The sequence below is a fragment of the Nocardioides sp. genome (genome assembly GCF_014360585.1).
In the GTDB taxonomy this organism is placed as follows: Bacteria; Actinomycetota; Actinomycetes; order Propionibacteriales; family Nocardioidaceae; genus Nocardioides.
The window spans coordinates 1-20,464 of the sequence record NZ_JACIXG010000053.1 but is presented as its reverse complement, the minus strand read 5'-3'; the positions used below and the strand labels follow the sequence as shown (position 1 = coordinate 20,464).

Here is a 20,464-nt window from a genome sequence, read left to right as displayed (position 1 = left end):
CAGCCTCGTGACGAGAAAGGGCCCGCTCCGGGCATCCATGACCGATCGACACCCAAGTCCGCTTCCGACCGACGCCTCCGCACCGGGGGTCAACGCGACCACCAAACACACCGTGGTCGTCCCGAACAGCGTCGACATGGTGACCGTCCTCGGCCCGGCCGATGAGCACCTCGGGATCATCGAGGCTCACTTCGACGCCGACGTCCACGTGCGCGGCAACCGGATCACCCTCCACGGCGCCCCCAGCGAGATCGCGATGATCGAGCGGGTCCTCGAGGAGCTCGTCCAGATCATCCGCACCGGTCAGGGCGTCAGCGGCGAGACCGTCGAGCGCGTGATCGGCATGCTCCGCGCCGACACCACGGAGAAGCCGGCCGACGTGCTGAGCCTCAACATCCTCTCCAACCGCGGCCGCAGCATCCGCCCCAAGACGCTCAACCAGAAGCGCTACGTCGACGCGATCGACAAGCACACGATCACCTTCGGCATCGGCCCGGCCGGCACCGGCAAGACCTATCTGGCGGTCGCCAAGGCGGTCCAGGCCCTGCAGTCCAAGCAGGTCAACCGAATCATCCTGAGCCGGCCCGCCGTCGAGGCGGGGGAGAAGCTCGGCTTCCTGCCCGGCACCCTGACGGAGAAGATCGACCCCTACCTGCGTCCACTCTACGACGCGCTGCACGACATGATGGACCCGGAGATGATCCCCAAGCTGATGGCGTCGGGGACGATCGAGGTCGCCCCGCTCGCCTTCCTCCGTGGCCGGAGCCTCAACGACTCCTTCATCATCCTCGACGAGGCGCAGAACACCACGCCCGAGCAGATGAAGATGTTCCTGACCCGGCTAGGGTTCGGCTCCAAGATCGTGGTCACCGGCGACGTCACCCAGACCGACCTGCCCTCCGGGCAGAAGTCGGGCCTGCGGGTCGTCGAGGGCATCCTCGAGGACGTCAAGGACATCAGCTTCAACAACCTGACCAGCCACGACGTCGTCCGCCACCGACTGGTCGCCAAGATCGTCGCGGCGTACGAGGAGCACGACGTGCAGGGCCAGGGACGGGCATCCGGGGACAGTCGGGCATGAGTGAGCGACAGCGAACGACAATAGGACTCAGGCCGCCGCGTCCGTATGATTGCGCTTGCGCTACGGAGGTGGCGGCATGAGCACCGAGATCATCAACGAGTCCGAGCAGGAGATCGATGTCGAGCACGTCGCCAGGCTCGCTCGCTTCCTGCTCGAGGAGCTGCGGGTGCACCCGCAGGCCGACCTGCGTATCAAGTTCGGCGACGAGGCCACGATCACCGAGCTCAACGAGCGCTACTTCGACACCGAGGGCCCGACCGACGTGCTCTCCTTCCCCGGTGACGAGCTCCTTCCCGGCCGCCTCGACGAGGAGCCCGAGGAAGGCGACCTGGGCGATATCATCATCGCCCCGACGATCGCCGCCAAGCAGGGCGAGGCAGCCGGCCACGGCACCGTGGCGGAGATCGAGCTGCTGACCACCCACGGCATCCTCCACCTGCTCGGCTACGACCACGTGGACCCCAACGAGCACGCCGAGATGTTCGGCCTGCAGGCCAAGCTGCTCGAGGCCTGGGGCTCCTCGGCCAGACCACCCGAGTAATAGGAGCACCACCACCAACCATGGACGATGCGAGGCTGCTGATCGCAGCCGCAGTTCTGGTCCTGATCGCCGGCATCTTCTCGGCCGCCGACGCGGCGCTGAGCGCCTTCTCCCGTGCCCGGGCCGCCGAGCTGGTCTCCGAGGGCCGCGCCGGTGCCAAGCGCCTGGTGGCGGTGGTCGGCGACCCCGCCCGCTACGTCAACACGGTGCTGCTGCTCCGGATGCTGTGCGAGATCGGTGCGACGGTGCTGGTCGCGCTGTGGGCCTACGACCTCTACCAGGGGCGCTGGTGGCCGACCGTGCTCACCGCGACCGGCACGATGACCGTGATCTCCTTCGTCGTCATCGGCGTCGCTCCTCGAACGCTCGGGCGCCAGCACCATGAGCGCATCGCCCTCGCGGTCGCCGGACCGATCGGGGCGATCACCGCGATCCTCGGCCCGTTCCCGAGCCTGCTGATCATGCTCGGCAACGCGCTCACCCCCGGCAAGGGCTTCCGCAAGGGCCCGTTCTCGACGGAGACCGAGCTGCGCGAGCTGGTCGACATCGCCGAGGCCAGCGACCTGATCGAGGCCGACGAGCGCCGGATGATCCACTCGGTCTTCGAGCTCGGCGACACCCGCGCGCGTGAGGTGATGGTGCCCCGCGGCGACATCGTCTTCCTGGAGCGCCGCAAGACGCTGCGCCAGGCGCTGTCGCTGTTCCTGCGCTCCGGCTACTCCCGGATGCCCGTGATCGACGACAGCCTCGATGACATCGTCGGGATGGTCTACCTCAAGGACGTCGTCGCGCGCGACTTCGAGGCGCCCGACGTCGAGACCACCCAGCGGGTCGAGTCGCTGATGCGGGAGCCGACCTGGGTCCCCGACTCCAAACCGGTCGACGAGCTGCTCGCCGAGATGCAGCAGCACCGCCAGCACATCGCGGTCGTCGTCGACGAGTACGGCGGCACCGCCGGCCTGATCACCATCGAGGACATCCTCGAGGAGATCGTCGGCGAGATCACCGACGAGTACGACGTCGAGGACCGCGAGCCCCTCCACCTCGGCGACGGCTCCTGGCGGGTGCCGGCCCGCTTCCTGGTCAGCGACCTCGAGGAGCTGATCGGCGTCGCGGTCGAGGAGGACGACGTCGACTCCGTACGCGGTCTCATGGCCAAGCATCTCGGCCTCGTGCCGATCCCCGGGACCGAGGTCGAGGCCCACGGGCTCAGCTTCGTGGCCGAGGAGGCCGCGGGCCGAAGGAACAAGATCGGTACCGTACGCATCAGCGCCATCGTCGCGGCCGTGACCGAGGCCGGCGACGAGGACCAGCACAGCGACAGGTCGGATCGGGTGAAGAACGACCGGGCGGCGAAGGCCGAACGGGCGAAGAACGACCGGGCCGACCGAGCGAAGACCGACCGAGCGAAGACGGACAGAACGAAAGAGGCCCATGCCTGAGCAGAGTGAGCTGTCGGCCGAAGACCGCAAGCTGGTGACCCTGGCCCGCGCGACGCGGGCCCGCACCGGTGCGGCCGAAGGGGCAGCCGTACGCGATCTGGACGGACGCACCTACGCCGCGGCCACCGTGGATCTTCCCTCGCTCCAGGTCTCCGCGATCGGCGTATGCGTTGCGATGGCGGTGGCCTCCGGATCGAAGGGCCTCGAGGCCGTCGTCGTGCTCGGCGAGGCGGCGGAGGCCTCCGCGAACGACCTCGCGGTCGTCAAGGAGTTCGCGGGCGAGGACGTCCCGGTCCTCGTCGGCGATCCGCGCGGCAACCTCAGCTAGCGTCTCTCGATCAGCGAGCGGCTCGGTGGCCGCCGGTGCCGGCCGTCGTGCCCGTCTCGGGGACGAGGGGGAGGGTGCCGAGCTCGATCGTGACGTGGATGCCGTCCTCGTCACGGTAGGCAGTGAGGCCGTTCATCGTGGCCATGTCGACACCCTTCTCGCGCATGTGCACGACGATCTGGTCGATCGCCAGTGCGAGCCGCGCCTGGGAGACGGACTTGTTGCGCCACTTGACCTGGTTCTCGGTGAAGTAGGGGGTTGCCTTCTCGGCGAGCGTGGCCACAGCGTCACGATGGGCAGCACTGGACATGGGGACCCTCCAGGGTGCACGAGATGGGGGAGCTCGACGGGTGCAGTCGGCGCTTGCGACTGTAAGCGAACTAACCAAAAAATCGAAACCGAAGTTCCATCGCGAGCGTAAAGTGGGTCGAGTGACGGGTGAGACTGGCTGGGAACGACACAACGAAGCCGTCGAACGGCTGACCGACTCTTACGCGAGGATCCCTGACGGGGCTCCCGTCAGGCTCGCCAAGCGCACCACCAACCTCTTCAGAGCCCGGGCCGCGACCAGTGCGCCGGGTCTCGACGTCTCCGGCCTCGGCGGCGTGATCGAGGTCGATGCCGCCGCGGGCACCGCCGACGTACAGGGCATGTGCACCTACGAGGACCTCGTCGACGCCACCTTGGCGCACGGGATGATCCCCTACGTGGTCCCGCAACTGCGCACGATCACGCTCGGTGGCGCGGTGACGGGCATGGGCATCGAGGCGACCTCGTTCCGCAACGGTCTTCCGCACGAGTCGGTCCTGGAGATGGACATCCTCACCGGTGCCGGTGAGATCGTCACCACGAGGCCTGGGGAGGATCTGTTCGACACCTTCCCCAACTCCTACGGCTCGCTCGGCTACGCCACCAGGCTCAAGATCAAGCTGGAGAAGGTGCCGGGCTACGTCGCGCTGCGCCACGTACGCTTCGACGATCTCGGCCTGCTCACCAAGACGATCGCGCAGATCACCGAGACCGGGACGTACGAAGGCGTCCAGGTCGACGGGCTCGACGGGGTCGCGTTCGAGCCGGGGGAGTACTACCTCACCCTGGCGACCTGGACCGAGAAGGCCACGCGGACCCCGAGCGACTACGGCGGCCAGCAGATCTACTACCGCTCGATCCAGCAGCTCGCCCAGAAAAACGGCGGAGCTGATCTGCTGACGATGTACGACTACCTGTGGCGCTGGGACACCGACTGGTTCTGGTGCTCGGGTGCCTTCGGTGCCCAGAACAAGTACGTACGCCGCCTCTGGCCGCGCCGGCTGCGGCGCTCCGATGTCTACATGAAGCTGATCGGCCTGGACCGGAAGCTCGGCATCGCCGACAAGCTCGACGCGCGCGCCGGGAGGCTGCTGCGGGAGCGGGTGATCCAGGACATCGAGGTCCCGGTCGAGAACCTCCCGGCCTTCCTGGAGTGGTTCGACGCCGAGATCGGGATGCGGCCGGTCTGGCTCTGCCCGCTGGTCTCGCAGGGCACGAGCGCCGGCGAGAAGTGGCCGACCTACCCGCTCGAGGCGGGCCGGACGTACGTCAACGTCGGGTTCTGGGGCACGGTCCACGTCGGCCCCAGCGCGGTGAACGCTCCGAAGAACCGCGCGATCGAGGAGCAGGTCCACGATCTCGGAGGGCATAAATCGCTCTACTCCGAGGCGTTCTACGACAAGGATGTCTTCGACGCTCTCTATGACGGGGACAACCTCGCTGCCGTGAAGGCGAGGTATGACCCAGGCAATCGGTTGACCGATCTGTACAGCAAGGCGGTGAAGAGACTGTGAATCACATTGCAGAGACCATCAACGAACTCTTCGACGGTGGGCTGCCGATCAAGCTCACCGCGTACGACGGCAGCGTCTCCGGCGACCGGGACTCTCCCTTCGGGATGGAGATCCTGAACCCACGCGGGCTCGCGTTCCTGCTGACCGCGCCGGGCGATCTCGGGCTGGCCCGTTCCTATGTCAGCGGAGACATGGAGCTCCGTGGGATCCATCCGGGCGACCCCTACCCGCTCCTGGACCTGGTCCTGGACAAGACCGACTTCAAGCGGCCCAGCCCGCGCGAGACGGTCGAGCTGGTCCGAGCCCTCGGGGCGACGAACTTCGTCCCGCCCAAGCCACCCCCGCAGGAGCACCTGCCCGCGTGGCGGCAGCGGGCCGAGAACGTACGCAACCTCTCCGGCCGCGCGCTCAGCGCGCTGCCGTGGACGCGACACTCTCCCGAGCGCGACGCCGACGCGATCCACCACCACTACGACGTCTCCAACACCTTCTACGAGTACGTCCTAGGCCCGTCGATGACCTACACCTGTGCGCTCTACCCGACGGAGCAGTCCACCCTCGAGGAGGCGCAGGCGGCCAAGTACGACCTCATCTGCCGCAAGCTCGGGCTGCAGCCCGGGATGCGGCTGCTCGACATCGGCTGCGGATGGGGCGGGATGGTGCGCCACGCCGCCCAGCACTACGGCGTCAAGGCGCTCGGCGTGACCTTGTCGCGGGAGCAGGCCAACTGGGCCCAGCGGGCGATCAAGGCCGACGGCCTCGACGACATCGCCGAGGTGCGCTACTCCGACTACCGCGACGTGGTCGAGGGGGACTTCGACGCGGTCAGCTCCATCGGGCTCACCGAGCACATCGGCGTGGCCAACTACCCGGCGTACTTCGGCAAGATCTCGAGCAAGCTGCGCGACGGCGGCCGCCTGCTCAACCACTGCATCACCCGACCCGACAACATCTCGCGGGCGAACGCGGGGGCCTTCATCGACCGCTACGTCTTCCCCGACGGCGAGCTGATCGGCTCCGGCACGATCGTCTCCGCGATCGAGAACACCGGCCTCGAGGTGCAGCACCACGAGAACATCCGCGCCCACTACGCCAAGACGCTGGCGGGCTGGAACGACAACCTCCGCGACAACTGGGACGCCTGCGTCAACGAGGTCGGCCTCGGCACCGCGAAGGTCTGGGGCATCTACATGGCCGGTTCCCGGATCGGCTTCGAGCGCAACAACATCCAGCTCCACCACGTGCTCGCGACCAAGACCGTCGACGGGCACTCGGACTACCCCCTGCGGCACACCTTCTGAGGCCCACCCCGCCGAGAACGTAGTTCTGTAGATCGAGATTGCAGTTGTGGGCGACGAAAGTACAGTTTCGTCGCCCACAACTGCAGATTCGGCTGGGTGTCGAAGTGGTGGAGTCCCGTTCGTGGCATAGGTGAAGGGTTCTGATCCAGCCGAAGGAGACAGTCATGGAGACCTACAACCTTGCCGAGATGCACGACGCCCCGCCGATGTCCTGGGCGGAGGTGACGGCCCGCCTGGACCGCGGGTTCAACCAGGGGCCGGGGTCGCAGGAGGGTGAGCCCGGGCGTTACACGACCTGGGTGAGCACGATCAACGCCGACGGCGGCCCGCACGTCAATGCCCTCGGTGCCGTGTGGTTCGAGGGCAGCTTCTACCTGGTCACCGGCCCGACGACGCGGCGTGGCCGCAACCTCGCCCGCGACCCCCGTTGCGCCCTGTCGCTCTCGGTGCGCGAGTTCGACCTGGTCGTGGAGGGGCGCGTGGCCCGGGTCCTCGGCGACGAGCTCGAGCGGGTGGCGAAGCACTACCACGACGACGAGGGCTGGCCGGCCGAGGTCGACGAGTCGGGCGAGGCGGTGACGGCCCCGTTCAACGCCCAGAGCGCCGGCCCCGCCCCCTGGCACGTCTTCCGCATCGACCCCACCTCCGCGCACGCGGTCGCCTGCGTCGAGCCCTACGGCGCGACTCGCTGGAGGTTCTGAGATGGCCGACCTGTTCGCCGGCCTCCCCGTGGTCGGGCTGGGAGGCGGCCCGGCAGAAGCCAGCGATGCGGGCGGCTGAGCCCGGCGCGGATAACCTTGAGGCGATGAGTGTCAAGGCCCAGCAGTACGCCGCGGAGGTGCTGCGGCGTGAGCAGATCACGCCCCATCTCGTACGCCTGGTGCTCGGGGGCCCCGGGCTGGCCGGGTTCACCTCTACCGGCATCCCCGACGAATGGGTCGGGCTGATCGTGCCGGGGCAGTTCCAGATGCGCTACTACACCGTGCGGTCGTGGGAGGGTGGCGAGCTCACCGTCGACGTCGTCGTCCACGACGTCGGGCTGGTGACCGAGTGGGCCACCCGCACCGACCCGGTGGGGCAGACCGTCACGCTCACCGAGCCCAAGGGCTCCTACGCCGCGCCCGACGACGCGCAGTGGTTGCTGCTGGTCGGCGACCTGACCGCGATGCCGGCCATGGCGCGGATCGCCGAGACCACCACGCTGCCGACGAGGATCTGGGCCGAGGTGCCCGACGACCTGCCCGGCTACCTCCCCGGCCGCGCCGAGGTCACCTGGTCGAAACCGCCGTCGGAGACCTCTTCCGACCTGGCGGCGGCCGTGGAGAAGATCGAGTGGCCCGCGGGCGAGGGGTATTTCTGGATGGCCGGTGAGTCGAGCCAGATGCGGGCGATCCGCAAGCATCTGATGCGCGAGCGGAAGCTCGACTCCCACGCTTACGACGTGATGGGCTACTGGCGCGGCGGCGGCCAGAAGCGACAGCCACGCGCGGTCGACCCAGGACCGGTGTGGCGCGAGGGTAAGGCCCAGGGGCTCACCGACGAGCAGATCTGGCAGCGGTACGACGAGCAAGTCCACGAACAAGCACAGGAGCAAGAGTGACCGAGCCAAGCCCGGCGCCGCCAGCACCAGAATTTCGGAGCGGCTTCGTCTCGTTCGTCGGCCGCCCCAACGCGGGCAAGTCGACCCTGACCAACGCGATGGTCGGCACCAAGGTGGCGATCACCTCCGACAAGCCGCAGACGACCCGCACCGTGGTCAAGGGCATCGTCCACCGGTCCGACGGCCAGCTGATCCTGGTCGACACTCCCGGCATCCACCGGCCTCGTACGCTGCTCGGCGAGCGGCTCAACGACCTGGTCGAGGCGACCTGGACCGAGGTCGACGTGGTCGCGATCTGCTTCCCGTGCAACGAGAAGATCGGTCCCGGGGACCGCCGGATCGCCGAGAACGCGAACAAGCTCAAGAAGGGCATCAAGCGGGTCGCGGTCGCCACCAAGACCGACCTCGCCACGCCTGAGCAGATCGGCGAGCACCTGATGTCGATCCAGACTCTCGGCGCCGACCTCGGCATCGAGTGGGCCGAGATCGTCCCGGTCTCGAGCGTCAACGACGACCAGGTCGAGCTCCTCGCCGACCTGCTGATCAAGCTCCTCCCCGAGGGCCCGCCGCTCTATCCCGACGGCGAGCTCACCGACTCTCCGGAGGAGATGATCATCGCCGAGCTGATCCGCGAGGCGGCCCTGGAGGGCGTACGCGACGAGCTTCCGCACTCCATCGCGGTCGTCGTCGAGGAGATGCGCCTGCGTGAGGACCGCCCGGAGGACAAGCCGCTGATGGACATCCACGCCTTCCTCTACATCGAGCGCGACTCCCAGAAGGGCATCGTGATCGGCCACAAGGGCTCACGGCTCAGGGACGTCGGGCAGCGTGCGCGCCTGCAGATCAAGGAGCTGCTCGGCATGCCGGTCTACCTCGACCTGCACGTCAAGATCGCCAAGGACTGGCAGCGGGATCCTCGCCAGCTGCGCAAGCTGGGGTTCTGAAGTACTCGGCTTTCTTGTCCGCTAGGCGTCGCGGGACTGTCGCTTCGCGCTGGCTTACGCACCGGTTTCCGAGAGCACTTTGGCTTACGCCGGGCTTTCGCCGAGTCGGCGCAATCCGGTCCTCGCTTCGCTCCGGTCCGTTTGCGCCGACTCGGCGTTTCCCGGCTCCGCTTCGCTACGCCGGGGCCCAGCAGATCCCGTACGTCTGGCCGCTCCGCCACTGCTCGGCGCTGGGGAACTCCCAGGACCACTCGTACTTGAGCGGGTCGTCGGCGACCTCGGCGGCAGCGGCCTTGCAGTCCTCGGCGCCGGCCTTGTTGACCCTCGCCTCGCCGGGGTACTTCCCGGAGCCGAGGTCGATGACCGACAGCGCCCGCCAGGAGTGCTTGAGGGAGCACGGCACGCGCTTGAAGGCGTCGGACTTCGGTGAGGCCGTTCCGCACATCCGGAACGGCTCGGCGGTCCGCGAGCTGCCCAGGACGCCCTTCATGTTGCCCTTCAGTGTCATCAGCGCCTCGGGTCCTGCGATGCCGATGACGTCGCAGCGGAACCAGTTGGCGCCGGCCTCGGACTCCTTGATCGTCGGGGTGAACCAGACCGGGCGCAGCATCGAGAGCCGCAGGTCGTCGGCGTTGCCGCCGAGGTACTTGGTGACCTTGTTGGGGCACGCGGCCGCGACCTGGGCCGCGACCTGCTCCGAGTCGACCGCGACGAGGTGGCCGTCGACGACGTTCCTCAGCCGGCCCACGGCGTAGGTCTGGGTGGTGTGCTTGCCCTTGCAGCTCACCGCGGTGCCGCCGGCGGTGGGGGCGAGCGCCTCTTCGTAGCTGAGGTTGTAGCAGGCGCCCTCCTTGGGGGCGGGCGCAGGCGAGGCGGAGGCGGACGGGGGTGTCGCCGTGGGAGTGGGAGCCGCCTCCGGCTCGCCACCACCACAACCGGCGAGAGCCATCGCTCCAACGAGGAGAGCTCCCCACAGAACTGGCTGCCTCGGGCTCCGCCTCAGCTCGTTGTGTCGCATGCTCACTCCTCGGTCACTGCCCAGCAGATCGCCCAGCGGTTGCCGGCTTTCCACTCCTTCTCTCCGAACCATGTGTACCCGTAGTCGAAGCTTTCCGGGTAACCCAACGAGGCCTTGACCGAGCCCTTGCAATACTGCGCAGCCTTCTTCTTGGACTCCGCGACACCGGGGAACGGGGTCTTCGCCTCGCCCAGCTTGATGGTCGTCACCGCCCGCATCTGGTGCGGCTCGGAGCACGGGACCTTCGCGGACGCGACGCTCTTGCCCTCGGCGCACACCATCCAGCGGTCCTCGATGTCCTCGATGTCCTTGACCTTGAGGAGGTTTCGAGTGGTGGTCGGCAGGTCGACGTACTCGGCGCCCTGCTGTCCGCCGCCGATCACGTCGCAGCGGATCCAGCGGGCCCCCTCGTCCCAGGCCTTCTTCGACGGGCCGAAGTAGACGTGGGAGAGCATCGAGCGCATCAGCAGGCTCTGGTCGGAGCCGACGTACTTCTCCAGCAGCTTGCGGCACTGGCTGAAGGCCCACTCGTTGACCTTCTCGTCGCCGTACTCGGCGTCCTTGAACTCGTCCGGGAGTGGCCCGGCCCCGAAGGTCTCCGCGTTGTGCGGCTCGTCGCAGGGCACGTACTCGTCGAAGTTGTAGGCCTCGGCGACATCCTCGTGGGTGAGGTTGCGGCACTTGCCGACCTCGGGCACCGCCGTCGAGTCGACCTGCTTCGGGTCCTCGCCCTCGCCAGCCGCCCGGTCGCCGCCGCATCCGCTGAGCGCGAGGGCAGCGAGCACCACGATCAGGAGGGAAAGAGACGTCGTACGTCTGGGGGTATGGCCGATCACGGAGGTCGACTCTACTTGCGAAACCATGAGCGGGCCGAAAGGACAGATCAGTCGAGAAGGGCGGCCAGCGTCGCACCCAGCTCGTACGCCGCCTCGTCATGGGAGTCTTCGACGTCTCCCATGACGTCGAGGATGTCGTAGGCCTGGGCCCATCCCAGCGCGCCGACGATGGACTGGACCGAGCGGATCGCGCCGGTGGTGTCGTAGCGGCCGTGGACGTAGAGGCCGTAGGGCCGCTTGGCGGTCTCGCCAGCGGACTCACCAGCACCCCCGGAAGGGTCGAGCGCGCCGCCGACCGCCAGGAAGGTCGAGTCGAAGAAGTGCTTGAGAGCACCCGACATGTAGCCGAAGTTCGCGCTCGTCCCGAGCACGTAGCCGTCGGCGGCCAGGACGTCGTCGGCCGTCGCCTCCAGCGCGGGACGTACGACGACCTCGACGCCTTCGATCTCGGGGTCCTCGGCGCCGGAGACCACCGCATCGGTCAGCCGCCGCAGCGACCTGGTGGGGGAGTGGTGGACGACGAGCAGGCGCGGCATCAGCCGGCGACCAAGCGGCGGCCGGTGACCTCCTTGGGGCGCAGTCGCACCCACAACGGACGCTGGCCGGCCGGCCAGGCTTGGAGGTGCTTGACGGACTCCGGGATCTGGTCCTCGTGGTAGAGGATCTCCGCGTGACCCTTGAACTGCGCCGACCAGCCCACATGGGTGTCGGGGTCGAGGTCGTCGACCAGCAGCGCGACGGCGCTCTCGTCGATCTGCTCCGCCATCGAGGAATGGGCCGAGGTGCGGATCCAGACGGCCTTCTCGTGCACGACATGGTTGACCGGCAGCACCACCGGGCCGCGCGGTCCGTTCCAGCCGATGCGGGAGATCGGGATGTCCGCCGCGAGCCGCCAGGACTCCTCGACAGTGAGCTCTTCCAGTTGGGCCACGCCGTTCCTACCCTTCGTCATCACTTCTGTGTGTCTCAGCGTTGAGGATCATTCGTCTGCCCGGCCAGTCTGCCAGTTCTGTTCTGTTATTGTTACCGAGTCATGATGCGCAGCCTCCTTCTTAGCTGCCGCAGCGGGGTCTGAGAAAGCCGGACTCCCTCGCTGCGGAGGTTCGACGTGCGCCGGCACTCGCTCCCTTCTGATGAGGATTCCGCATGACCAACCTGAGCAACTCCAGCAATCAGCAGAAGCCGTCGGGGATGCCGCACCAGCGCTATCGCGCTTTCGTGCCCGTCGACGTCCCCGACCGCACCTGGCCCGCCAAGAAGATCACCAAGGCTCCGCGGTGGCTCTCCACCGACCTGCGTGACGGCAACCAGGCCCTGATCGACCCGATGACGCCGGCGCGCAAGCTGCGGATGTTCGAGCTGCTGGTCGCGATGGGCTACAAGGAGATCGAGGTCGGCTTCCCGAGCGCGAGCCAGACCGACTTCGACTTCGTGCGCAAGCTGATCGAAGAGGACCGGATCCCCGACGACGTACAGATCTCGGTCCTGACCCAGGCGCGCGAGGACCTCATCTCGCGCACCGCCGAGTCGATCGCCGGCGCCCCACGCGCCACGATCCACCTCTACAACGCCACCGCCGAGCTGTTCCGCCGGGTCGTCTTCAACGTGACCCCGGCCGAGTGCATCGGGATCGCGGTGCGCGGCACCGAGATGGTCATGAAGTACGCCGAGGAGCACGTCCCCGAGCTGATCGGCACCGAGGACTTCGGCTACCAGTACAGCCCGGAGATCTTCACCCAGACCGACACCGACTACGCGCTCGAGGTGTGTGAGCGGGTGAGCGATGTGTGGCAGCCGGAGGCCGGCCGGGAGATCATCCTCAACCTGCCCGCCACCGTGGAGATGTCCACGCCGAACACCTACGCCGACCAGATCGAGTACTTCGGCCGTGGCCTGACCCGCCGCGAGCACTCCGCGATCAGCCTGCACCCCCACAACGACCGCGGCACCGCGATCGCAGCCACCGAGCTCGGCCTGATGGCCGGCGCCGACCGGGTCGAGGGCTGCCTGTTCGGCCACGGCGAGCGCACCGGCAACGTCGACCTGGTCACCTTGGGCATGAACCTCTTCTCCCAGGGGATCGACCCGCAGATCGACTTCACCGTGGGTGGGGGCATCGACGAGATCCGCCGCACCGTCGAGTACGTCACCAACATCAACGTCCACCCGCGCCACCCCTACGCCGGTGACCTGGTCTACACCGCCTTCTCCGGCTCCCACCAGGACGCCATCAAGAAGGGCCTGGAGGACCTCGACCGGATCGCCGCCGCGGCCGGCAAGGCGACCAGCGAGATCCCGTGGGAGGCGCCCTACCTGCCCATCGACCCCAAGGACGTCGGCCGCACCTACGAGGCCGTCATCCGGGTCAACAGCCAGTCCGGCAAGGGCGGCGTGGCCTACCTGCTCAAGACCGAGCACTCGCTGGACCTGCCCCGTCGTGCGCAGATCGAGTTCAGCCGGGTCGTCCAGCAGCACACCGACTCCGAGGGTGGCGAGGTCGCGCCTGCGGAGATCTGGTCGATCTTCGCCAAGGAGTACCTCGAGCGTGAGGAGCCGTACGCCCTGGAGAGCTGGTCCTCGGTGACCGACGCCGAGGGTGGCGACGAGCAGATCGTCGACCTGCGAGTCCGCGGTGAGGCGCGCACCTACAAGGGCGTCGGCAACGGCCCGGTGGCCGCCTTCGTCGACGCGCTCAAGGAGGCCGGGGCCGAGATCCGAGTCCTCGACTACGCCGAGCACGCCCTCTCGGCCGGCGGTGACGCGGCCGCGGCTGCGTACGTCGAGTGCGAGATCGCCGGCGAGATCGTCTGGGGCATCGGCATCCACGAGAACATCGTGACGGCGAGCCTGCGAGCAGTGGTCTGCGCAGCCAACCGCGCCCAGGCGATCACGATCCCGCGCGGCTGAGACCTCCCGGTGTGCTGCCAGGAGTGCGCTCTGGCGCACTCTTGGCAGCACACCGCTTCAGGCCGATTGATAGGCCTGCTGCCACTACCGCTGTGCCTAGCCACACCATCGGGCTTGGCACGGCTCCGTGGAGGGGTATGCCTAGGGTTGCGGCGGACACCGGGACGACTCCGGTCAGCAGGCCGGCGCGCCCGGAGCCGAGGCGCCGCACCGCGGTGAACCAGAGCAGGAACGCGATCGTGGTGACGACCACGGCCAGATAGGGCGCGGCCAGCAGGTCGACGGTGCTGAGCATGGTGACGGCGGTCGGGCCCTCGGTCGCGACGCCCACGACGGCCATGCCGGCAGTCGCCATCCACACCGAGTGGAACGAGACGCCGAAGGCGCCGAGGCGGGGGAGGACGGGTATCGCCAGGAGCGTGAAGCCCGCCTCGCAGACCAGCACCAGGAGGGCGTAGCCGACCCCGGCCGCGTCGGTCCTCCCGAAGCCCTCGACCAGGACGGCTCCCGCCGTCACTGCCCGGATGCTGACCTCGGGTGCCTTTGAGCGTCACCTGCGGCTGGTCCGCCTTCGGCACAGGGCGAGACGCGACGCCCTGCTCGAGGCGCTCGCCGAGCATCTCCCCGCCGCTCGGATCCATGGCGTCGCAGCCGGGTTGCACGTGCTGGCGACGCTTCCCGACGGGATCGACGACACGGCCGTCGCCGCCGCGGCGCTCGAGGCCGGCATCGCCGTCCATCCGCTGGCCCAGCACCGTCAGGACGACGGCCCGCCCGGCCTGGTGATCGGGTACGCCGCGACCACCCCTGACCGCCTCCGCGAGGCGGTCAGGCGGTTGGTGCCGCTGATCCGCTAGCGGTCACCTAGGAGTCGACGTCGTACTTCGCGCACAGGCCCAGGCGGCTGCCGGCGATCCAGGCCGTCTTGAAGGGCGGCTTGAACATCGTCGCCTCGGACGGGCAGCCGCTCAGCCCCTGGATGTTGGTCTCGCTCTGGTCGGGGTAGGCGTCGCCGGTGATCTCGAAGGTGTCGACGACGATGTAGTCGTGAGTGGTCCCGCAGCGGACGACCTTGTCGATGGTGCTGTCGATGCAGGCCCGCAGGTCGGTCGGGAACGGGTTGGGGACCGGGTCCTCGGGGAGCTCGATCAGCGGAGCCTTCTGGACCGTCACCCCGACGTCGCACCTGACGTAGCGGTCGCCGTCGTTCCAGGTGGCCTCCGAGGGCCAGTACCAGCTCACGATGTAGGCGGTGCGCGCCAGCGCCTCGGGGTGCAGCCCGAGACCGGTCTCCAGGCGGGTGAAGCAGGCGGCCCCGGCGGCCTCGTTGTCGTTGTAGGCCTTCACGTCGGTGGCGACGTGGAAGGTGTAGAGGGTGTGCGGCTCGGTGCACTCCACCGGCTCCGTCTCGTCGACGAACTCGTTGGCCGCGGAGTAGTCGAGGTTGCGGCACTCGCCGACCTCGGGGATGCCGCCGCCCCTGTTGGCGACGACGTAGATCAGCCCGGCGACGAGCCCGAGGGCCACCACCGCGGCGGCCACGCCACCCACGAGCCTGGTGCGCTTCCGCTTCGTCCGGTGCTGCGTGCCGATGCCGGTTGGCGCCATCGTGGGCTGCTCGAAGGGCGACCCGGTCGGAGCACCGCTGGGCGGTCCGACCGGTGGTGGGCCGCTCGGCGGGCCGACGGGCGGAGCGTGGGCCGTCGACCTCTGCCAGGTCGAGGACGGTGGCGGAGGCTGAGGTGCGGGATGCGCCTGCGGGGCGGAGGCGGCCCGGGTGCCCTTGACCGCGCCGTGGAGCGCCTCGGCGAACGAGCGCGCGTCGGGCCAGCGGTCCTCGGCACGGGGCTCCAGCGCCCGGGCGATCGCCTGGCTGATCGAGGCCGGGAGGGGGCGTACGGAACCGGCCTCGGGCACGCGCGAGGTGAGGCCGAGAGCGGGGGCGGGGGAGCGGCCCACGAGCAGGGCCCAGGCGACCGCACCGAGAGCCCGCACGTCGGCGCGGTGGTCGATCGGCAGCTCCGGGTCGAGCTGCTCGGGCGCCATGTAGGACGGGGTGCCGATGTCGCGGGTGACCTCGTTGAGAGAGTCGAGCGAGCGAGCCACCCCGAGGTCGGCGATCATCGTCCGGCGAGCGCCCGCGGTGCCGCCGGAGGTCTCGGAGGCGAGCAGCAGGTTGGCGGGCTTGATGTCGCGGTGGATCACCCCGCGGGCCTTCAGCGCCATCAACCCGTCGGCGGCCTGCGCGACGATGTCGGCGACCTCGTGCACGTCCAGGCCGGCCGGGGTGCGCTTGAGCAGGTCGGCGACCGAGCCGCCGTCGGCGTACGACATCACGAAGAAGGGGATGCCGGTGCTCGTCTGGCCGATGTCATAGACACGTACGACATGAGGTGAGTCGACCGAGCGGAGCAGCCGCGCCTCCTGGAGGAAGCGCTTGTGGATCTCCGGGTTCGACACCCAGCCGGGGGAGAGCGCCTTGACCGCGACGTGGGAGTCGAGCTCGGGGTCGTAGTAGAGCCATACGGACGCGAACGCACCGGCGCCGATGTGGCGGATCTGCTGCAGCCGCCCGAGATTGGTCGGGAAGGTCGCGCTCATGCCCGAATCATGCCCTGAACCCGGCCCGGGGGACCGCGGTGACACCTACTTCAGCCGGAATCGCTGCGGAAATCGAGACCTACTTCCCGAGCCACGAGCGGTCCCGCTTGACCGCGGCGTACTCCTCCGAGCCGATGTTGGACCGCAGCTCCTTGGCCGACTCGCGGATGGCGTCGGAGATGATCTCGTGGACCCGTGGGTCGGCCAGGCCCTCGTCGACCAGACGCAGCACCGTGTCGGCCACGAGCCGGACGACGTCGTCGTGGAAGGGGAGGTACCTCAGCTTCCCGGTCGCCTGGTCCTGACGGATGAGGTCGATGATGAGCAGGTCGATCTCCGCGCGGTTCTCCTCGATCGCGCTGGAGATGTGGCGGGAGTAGTTGCCGGTCTGGATCACCGCGATCACCTCGTCGAGCACCGCGACCGTGATCGGCTTGCGGATGGCGTCGACGATGGCTCCGGAGAACCTCGCCACCAGGTACGCCGAGATGCGGTCGCCGAAGGCACGGTCGGCCGCACGCATCAGCCGCACGAAGATGACCACGACTCGCAGCAGCCGGAGGCTGCGGAAGGCCGGGCTCGCAACGACCCCGAGCGGGATCATGCCGAGCAGCTCGTACCAATACATCAGCGGGAACTTCCAGCCGAGCCCGGAGCGGGTCCAGCGCGCCACGAACTCGACGGCGAAGATCGCGCACACGACGTAGTCGGCGACGACGACCCGGTCGTACCAGACCTGAGACACGTCCCAGAACGTCACCCACACGACCGAGATGACCGAGGCGACCGCCAGCACCAGCATGAACCAGTCGACGAATGTGACCGGCGGAGTGGCCGCGGCGCCCGGCTTGCGTTCGTCGTGTCGGCGGTCGGTGCCTGTGGCGCTCATGATCGGCACGATAGGAGACGCGCCCGCCAAAGGCGACGACCCACACGCGTCGTTGCCGTCATGTGGGTCTGTCGCTGCACCGGTTGTCGGTGCGGCGCGGCAGAATGGGCCCGTGCCCCTCTACCGCGACGAAGCCATCGTGCTTCGCACCCACAAGCTTGGTCATGTGGATCGTGGTGTCCGCATCATCACCATCCGCGCAAGAGGTGCGTAATGCCCCTCTACCGCGACGAAGCCATCGTGCTCCGCACCCACAAGCTTGGTGAGGCCGACCGGATCATCACCATGCTCACCCGCGAGCACGGACGGGTGCGTGCGGTGGCGAAGGGCGTGCGGCGTACGACCTCGAGATGGGGTTCGCGGCTGGAGCCGTTCACCCACGTCGACCTGCAGTTCGCCGAGGGGCGGACGCTGGACACGATCACCCAGGCCGAGACGCTGACCCTCTTCCACAGCGGGATCGGTCTCGACTACGACCGCTACACCGCCGGCACCGCGATGCTCGAGACCGCCGACCGGCTCGTGCACGAGGAGGGTGAGCCCGCGCCGCAGCAGTATCTGCTGCTCGTCGGTGGGCTGCGGGTGCTCGCGCAGGGCGACCGGCTTCCGCGGCACGTGCTCGACTCCTACCTCCTCCGCTCGCTGGCCGTCGCCGGCTACGCGCCGAGCTTCGAGGCCTGTGCGCGGTGCGGGCTGGTGGGCTCGCACCGGTGGTTCAACGTGTCCATGGGTGGTGCGCTGTGCACGACCTGCCGGGTGCCGGGCTCGGCGACGCCTTCGCCCGAGACGCTGACCCACCTCGGTGCGCTGCTCTCCGGCGACTGGGATACCGTCGGCGGCGCCGAGGACCGGACCAGCAGGCAGGCGAGCGGGTTGGTCGCTGCGTACCTCTCCTGGCATCTGGACCGCAACCTGCGCTCGCTCGAGTACGTCGAGAGCTGAGGAACGATGGCCCACTCCCACTCCCACGGCGGGCACGCCGCCGAGGTGGAGGTCGAGGCGCTGCCGCGGATGGTGCTGGCCGTCTCGCTGGTGCTCGTCGCCGTCGTCACCGTCGTCGGCGTGGTGCTCTGGTGGCCGGACCGAGCCGCGGTCGAGAAGCTTCAGGGGTCGCAGGAGTTCGTCGCCGACGGCGTCGTCTTCGAGACCGCCGAGGTGACCTCGGTCGCCGAGCCGTGCTCCGCCGAGAGACAGGCTGACGAGCAGGCGGAGGGCTGCAACACCGCCTCGGCGAAGCTCACCAGCGGCCCCGACACCGGCACCGAGGTGGCGGTGGAGATCTCGACACCGATGGCCACCTCCGGCCTGGAGGCCGGCGACGAGGTCGAGCTCTCCCGCACCGAGCGGGAGGGAGAGGCGAAGTACGCCTTCTTCGACGTCAAGCGTGGCCCGCCGCTGGCGCTGCTGGTCGGCCTCTTCGTGGTCTGTGTCGTCGCGGTCGCCCGGCTGCGCGGACTGATGGCGGTGCTCGGCCTGGGGTTCGCGGGTGCGGTGGTGTGGCTCTTCCTGCTGCCCGGGCTGCTCTCCGGCGGGCCCGCGGCCGGGGTCGCGCTGGTCTCCTCGATGCTGATCCTCTACGTGGTGCTCTACACGACCCACGGGCTCTCGGTGCGGACCTCGGTGGCGCTCGCCGGCACGCTGGCCGGGGTCGCGGTGACCGCACTGATCGGCACCATCGCGATCGGCGGGAGCCGGCTCAGCGGGCTGGGGTCGGAGAGCGGCCAGACGCTCTCCTCGCTCGACGCCGAGCTCGACCTGCAGAGCCTCCTGGTCGCCGCGGTGATCATCGCCGGCCTCGGTGCGCTCAACGACGTCACCATCACCCAGGCGTCCGCGGTGTGGGAGCTGCGCTCCGTCGGGCCGTCCACCTCGCGCTGGGACGTCTTCCGTGGCGCGATGCGGATCGGCCGCGACCACGTCGCCTCGACGATCTACACGATCGTGTTCGCCTACGTCGGCGCCGCGCTGACGCTGCTGCTGGTGATCCAGCTCTACGACCGTACGTTCTTCTCGCTGCTCACGACCGAGCAGATGGCCGGTGAGATCGTCGCCACGATGGCTGCGGGCATCGGGGTGGTGCTGGCGATGCCGATCACCACGATCATCGGCGCGCTGACCGTCCCCGGCCCGACCGGCCGCCCCGAGGAGATGGAGTACGACGCGCCCCGGCGGCCGATGGTCCCGCCCCGGCCGCCGCATCAGGGCCAGCAGCCGCCTGCCGGCTACCCGCCGACTAGGGTTGGTCCTCGTGAGCAAGCCGGTCCGTACCCCAACACCCCACCCGTCCGGGGCTACCCCGCCCCCGGTCCCCAAGGACCTCGTCCCGCACCACGTGGCGATCATCATGGACGGCAACGGCCGCTGGGCCAAGGAGCGTGGCCTCCCCCGGACCAAGGGCCACGAAGAGGGTGAGTCCTCGCTCTTCGACGTCGTCGAAGGCGCCATCGAGATCGGCGTGAAGGCCATCTCGGCCTACGCGTTCTCGACCGAGAACTGGTCGCGCTCGCCCGACGAGGTGAAGTTCCTGATGGGCTTCAACCGCGACGTCATCCGCCGCCGCCGCGACGAGATGAACGAGCTCGGCGTCCGCGTCCGCTGGGCCGGGCGTGCACCGCGGCTGTGGAAGTCGGTCATCAACGAGCTGAAGATCGCCGAGGAGATGACGAAGGACAACACCGTCTGCACGCTGACGATGTGCGTCAACTACGGCGGTCGCGCCGAGCTCACCGACGCCGCGTCGCGGATCGCGAAGGATGTCGCAGCGGGTCGTCTGAACCCCGACAAGATCACTGACAAGGTCTTCCAGCGTTACCTCTACGTCCCTGAGCTCCCCGACGCCGACCTCGTCTGGCGCACCTCCGGCGAGCAGCGGCTCTCCAACTACATGCTCTGGCAGGCCGCCTACTCCGAGTTCGTCTTCACCGACGTGCTGTGGCCCGACGTCGACCGCCGCCACCTGTGGCATGCCATCGAGACGTACGCCTCCCGGGACCGCCGCTACGGCGGCGCCCTTCCCAACCCGGTGGCCTGACGCTGGTCGAGCCGCCCTCGTTGGTCGAGCCGCGAGCGTCAGCGAGCGTGTCGAGACCAACACAGTCCTGTCGGCGCTCGATTCGACTGTGTTGGTCTCGACACGCCTCCGCCTAGCGGCTC

Annotated in this window: 21 protein-coding genes and 1 pseudogene; 14 read left to right on the top strand and 8 right to left on the bottom strand. The window is 68.8% G+C overall.

Going from position 1 to position 20,464, the window contains the following annotated elements; translation table 11 throughout:
• Nucleotides 1–37: 37 nt before the first annotated feature.
• From H5T77_RS17120 to H5T77_RS17105, 4 genes are all read left to right on the top strand, one after another.
• Entirely contained in the window at nucleotides 38–1,081 is a 1,044-nt protein-coding gene (locus H5T77_RS17120; RefSeq protein ID WP_472850351.1) for a PhoH family protein, read from the top strand.
• 76 nt (nucleotides 1,082–1,157) lie between these two features.
• Nucleotides 1,158–1,622: an rRNA maturation RNase YbeY gene (gene ybeY, locus H5T77_RS17115; protein WP_292651226.1), complete on the top strand. Its 465-nt coding sequence runs from the start codon at nucleotides 1,158–1,160 to the stop codon at nucleotides 1,620–1,622.
• A 20-nt stretch (nucleotides 1,623–1,642) separates the two neighbouring features.
• Nucleotides 1,643–3,064, top strand: coding sequence for a hemolysin family protein (locus H5T77_RS17110; protein WP_292651224.1), 1,422 nt, complete (start codon nucleotides 1,643–1,645; stop codon nucleotides 3,062–3,064).
• Nucleotides 3,057–3,392 carry a cytidine/deoxycytidylate deaminase family protein gene (locus tag H5T77_RS17105; RefSeq protein WP_292651223.1) on the top strand — a complete coding sequence of 112 codons (336 nt, stop codon included), beginning with the start codon at nucleotides 3,057–3,059 and terminating at the stop codon, nucleotides 3,390–3,392. Before H5T77_RS17110 ends, H5T77_RS17105 begins: the two co-directional genes overlap by 8 nt.
• Nucleotides 3,393–3,402: 10 nt before the next feature.
• Here H5T77_RS17105 and H5T77_RS17100 read toward each other — a convergent pair whose 3' ends face one another.
• Nucleotides 3,403–3,702, bottom strand: a complete 300-nt coding sequence (locus H5T77_RS17100; RefSeq protein ID WP_292651222.1) for a hypothetical protein — start codon at nucleotides 3,700–3,702, stop codon at nucleotides 3,403–3,405.
• Nucleotides 3,703–3,823: 121 nt separating this feature from the next.
• On the opposite strand from H5T77_RS17100, the gene H5T77_RS17095 reads away from it, so the two are divergent.
• The 5 genes from H5T77_RS17095 (at nucleotide 3,824) to era (ending at nucleotide 9,060) form a co-directional block, all read left to right on the top strand.
• Nucleotides 3,824–5,215: an FAD-binding oxidoreductase gene (locus tag H5T77_RS17095; RefSeq protein WP_292651220.1), complete on the top strand. Its 1,392-nt coding sequence runs from the start codon at nucleotides 3,824–3,826 to the stop codon at nucleotides 5,213–5,215.
• On the top strand, nucleotides 5,212–6,516 hold the full coding sequence (locus tag H5T77_RS17090) for a class I SAM-dependent methyltransferase (RefSeq protein WP_292651217.1): 1,305 nt from the start codon (nucleotides 5,212–5,214) through the stop codon (nucleotides 6,514–6,516). The genes H5T77_RS17095 and H5T77_RS17090 overlap by 4 nt, the downstream gene beginning before the upstream one ends.
• A gap of 164 nt (nucleotides 6,517–6,680) precedes the next feature.
• Nucleotides 6,681–7,217, top strand: a complete 537-nt coding sequence (locus H5T77_RS17085) for a pyridoxamine 5'-phosphate oxidase family protein (protein ID WP_292651216.1) — start codon at nucleotides 6,681–6,683, stop codon at nucleotides 7,215–7,217.
• 104 nt (nucleotides 7,218–7,321) lie between these two features.
• A complete protein-coding gene (locus H5T77_RS17080; protein ID WP_292651214.1) occupies nucleotides 7,322–8,116 on the top strand; it encodes a siderophore-interacting protein in 795 nt (264 codons plus the stop codon).
• On the top strand, nucleotides 8,113–9,060 hold the full coding sequence (gene era / locus H5T77_RS17075; protein ID WP_292651212.1) for a GTPase Era: 948 nt from the start codon (nucleotides 8,113–8,115) through the stop codon (nucleotides 9,058–9,060). Before H5T77_RS17080 ends, era begins: the two co-directional genes overlap by 4 nt.
• Before the next feature lie 175 nt (nucleotides 9,061–9,235).
• Here the strand turns inward: era and H5T77_RS17070 are convergent, their stop codons facing one another.
• The 4 genes from H5T77_RS17070 to H5T77_RS17055 form a co-directional block, all read right to left on the bottom strand.
• A complete protein-coding gene (locus tag H5T77_RS17070; protein WP_292651210.1) occupies nucleotides 9,236–10,009 on the bottom strand; it encodes a septum formation family protein in 774 nt (257 codons plus the stop codon).
• Between the two features lie 71 nt (nucleotides 10,010–10,080).
• Nucleotides 10,081–10,914, bottom strand: coding sequence for a septum formation family protein (locus tag H5T77_RS17065; protein ID WP_292651209.1), 834 nt, complete (start codon nucleotides 10,912–10,914; stop codon nucleotides 10,081–10,083).
• A gap of 47 nt (nucleotides 10,915–10,961) precedes the next feature.
• The gene (locus H5T77_RS17060; RefSeq protein ID WP_292651208.1) at nucleotides 10,962–11,450 is read right to left on the bottom strand and encodes a flavodoxin family protein; all 489 of its coding nucleotides are present in this window, start codon (nucleotides 11,448–11,450) and stop codon (nucleotides 10,962–10,964) included.
• A complete protein-coding gene (locus tag H5T77_RS17055) occupies nucleotides 11,450–11,866 on the bottom strand; it encodes a pyridoxamine 5'-phosphate oxidase family protein (RefSeq protein WP_292651206.1) in 417 nt (138 codons plus the stop codon). The genes H5T77_RS17060 and H5T77_RS17055 overlap by 1 nt, the downstream gene beginning before the upstream one ends.
• Nucleotides 11,867–12,060: 194 nt before the next feature.
• Here H5T77_RS17055 and leuA point away from each other — a divergent pair, with 194 nt between their 5' ends.
• A complete protein-coding gene (leuA, locus tag H5T77_RS17050) occupies nucleotides 12,061–13,821 on the top strand; it encodes a 2-isopropylmalate synthase (protein WP_292651204.1) in 1,761 nt (586 codons plus the stop codon).
• Here leuA and H5T77_RS17045 read toward each other — a convergent pair.
• On the bottom strand, nucleotides 13,802–14,338 hold the full coding sequence (locus H5T77_RS17045) for a DMT family transporter (protein WP_292651203.1): 537 nt from the start codon (nucleotides 14,336–14,338) through the stop codon (nucleotides 13,802–13,804). The two genes, leuA and H5T77_RS17045, sit on opposite strands and share 20 nt — an antisense overlap.
• A gap of 7 nt (nucleotides 14,339–14,345) precedes the next feature.
• On the opposite strand from H5T77_RS17045, the gene H5T77_RS17040 reads away from it, so the two are divergent.
• Nucleotides 14,346–14,678 carry an aminotransferase-like domain-containing protein gene (locus H5T77_RS17040; protein ID WP_292651202.1) on the top strand — a complete coding sequence of 111 codons (333 nt, stop codon included), beginning with the start codon at nucleotides 14,346–14,348 and terminating at the stop codon, nucleotides 14,676–14,678.
• Nucleotides 14,679–14,685: 7 nt separating this feature from the next.
• Here the strand turns inward: H5T77_RS17040 and H5T77_RS17035 are convergent, their stop codons facing one another.
• Together H5T77_RS17035 and H5T77_RS17030 are read right to left on the bottom strand one after the other, a co-directional pair.
• Nucleotides 14,686–16,422, bottom strand: a complete 1,737-nt coding sequence (locus H5T77_RS17035; RefSeq protein ID WP_292651201.1) for a serine/threonine-protein kinase — start codon at nucleotides 16,420–16,422, stop codon at nucleotides 14,686–14,688.
• A gap of 79 nt (nucleotides 16,423–16,501) precedes the next feature.
• Nucleotides 16,502–17,311, bottom strand: a complete 810-nt coding sequence (locus H5T77_RS17030) for an ion transporter (protein ID WP_292651200.1) — start codon at nucleotides 17,309–17,311, stop codon at nucleotides 16,502–16,504.
• Between the two features lie 213 nt (nucleotides 17,312–17,524).
• On the opposite strand from H5T77_RS17030, the gene recO reads away from it, so the two are divergent.
• From recO to H5T77_RS17015, 3 genes and pseudogenes are all read left to right on the top strand, one after another.
• A complete protein-coding gene (recO, locus tag H5T77_RS17025; protein ID WP_292651199.1) occupies nucleotides 17,525–18,253 on the top strand; it encodes a DNA repair protein RecO in 729 nt (242 codons plus the stop codon).
• Between the two features lie 6 nt (nucleotides 18,254–18,259).
• A pseudogene (locus H5T77_RS17020) lies at nucleotides 18,260–19,411 on the top strand (YibE/F family protein); the annotation flags it as partial.
• A gap of 139 nt (nucleotides 19,412–19,550) precedes the next feature.
• Nucleotides 19,551–20,342 (top strand): isoprenyl transferase, encoded by a 792-nt coding sequence (locus H5T77_RS17015; RefSeq protein WP_292651197.1) that lies wholly within the window; start codon nucleotides 19,551–19,553, stop codon nucleotides 20,340–20,342.
• Nucleotides 20,343–20,464: the final 122 nt, after the last annotated feature.

Excerpts from the sequence above, each read along its gene's own strand:
- H5T77_RS17120 (WP_472850351.1), top strand. The coding sequence starts at position 38 with ATGACCGATCGACACCCAAGTCCGCTTCCGACCGACGCCTCCGCACCG.
- ybeY (WP_292651226.1), top strand. The coding sequence starts at position 1,158 with ATGAGCACCGAGATCATCAACGAGTCCGAGCAGGAGATCGATGTCGAG.
- H5T77_RS17110 (WP_292651224.1), top strand. The coding sequence starts at position 1,643 with ATGGACGATGCGAGGCTGCTGATCGCAGCCGCAGTTCTGGTCCTGATC.
- H5T77_RS17105 (WP_292651223.1), top strand. The coding sequence starts at position 3,057 with ATGCCTGAGCAGAGTGAGCTGTCGGCCGAAGACCGCAAGCTGGTGACC.
- H5T77_RS17100 (WP_292651222.1), bottom strand. The coding sequence starts at position 3,702 with ATGTCCAGTGCTGCCCATCGTGACGCTGTGGCCACGCTCGCCGAGAAG.
- H5T77_RS17085 (WP_292651216.1), top strand. The coding sequence starts at position 6,681 with ATGGAGACCTACAACCTTGCCGAGATGCACGACGCCCCGCCGATGTCC.
- H5T77_RS17080 (WP_292651214.1), top strand. The coding sequence starts at position 7,322 with ATGAGTGTCAAGGCCCAGCAGTACGCCGCGGAGGTGCTGCGGCGTGAG.
- H5T77_RS17070 (WP_292651210.1), bottom strand. The coding sequence starts at position 10,009 with ATGGCTCTCGCCGGTTGTGGTGGTGGCGAGCCGGAGGCGGCTCCCACT.
- H5T77_RS17060 (WP_292651208.1), bottom strand. The coding sequence starts at position 11,450 with ATGCCGCGCCTGCTCGTCGTCCACCACTCCCCCACCAGGTCGCTGCGG.
- H5T77_RS17055 (WP_292651206.1), bottom strand. The coding sequence starts at position 11,866 with ATGACGAAGGGTAGGAACGGCGTGGCCCAACTGGAAGAGCTCACTGTC.
- leuA (WP_292651204.1), top strand. The coding sequence starts at position 12,061 with ATGACCAACCTGAGCAACTCCAGCAATCAGCAGAAGCCGTCGGGGATG.
- H5T77_RS17040 (WP_292651202.1), top strand. The coding sequence starts at position 14,346 with ATGCTGACCTCGGGTGCCTTTGAGCGTCACCTGCGGCTGGTCCGCCTT.
- H5T77_RS17035 (WP_292651201.1), bottom strand. The coding sequence starts at position 16,422 with ATGAGCGCGACCTTCCCGACCAATCTCGGGCGGCTGCAGCAGATCCGC.
- H5T77_RS17030 (WP_292651200.1), bottom strand. The coding sequence starts at position 17,311 with ATGAGCGCCACAGGCACCGACCGCCGACACGACGAACGCAAGCCGGGC.
- recO (WP_292651199.1), top strand. The coding sequence starts at position 17,525 with ATGCCCCTCTACCGCGACGAAGCCATCGTGCTCCGCACCCACAAGCTT.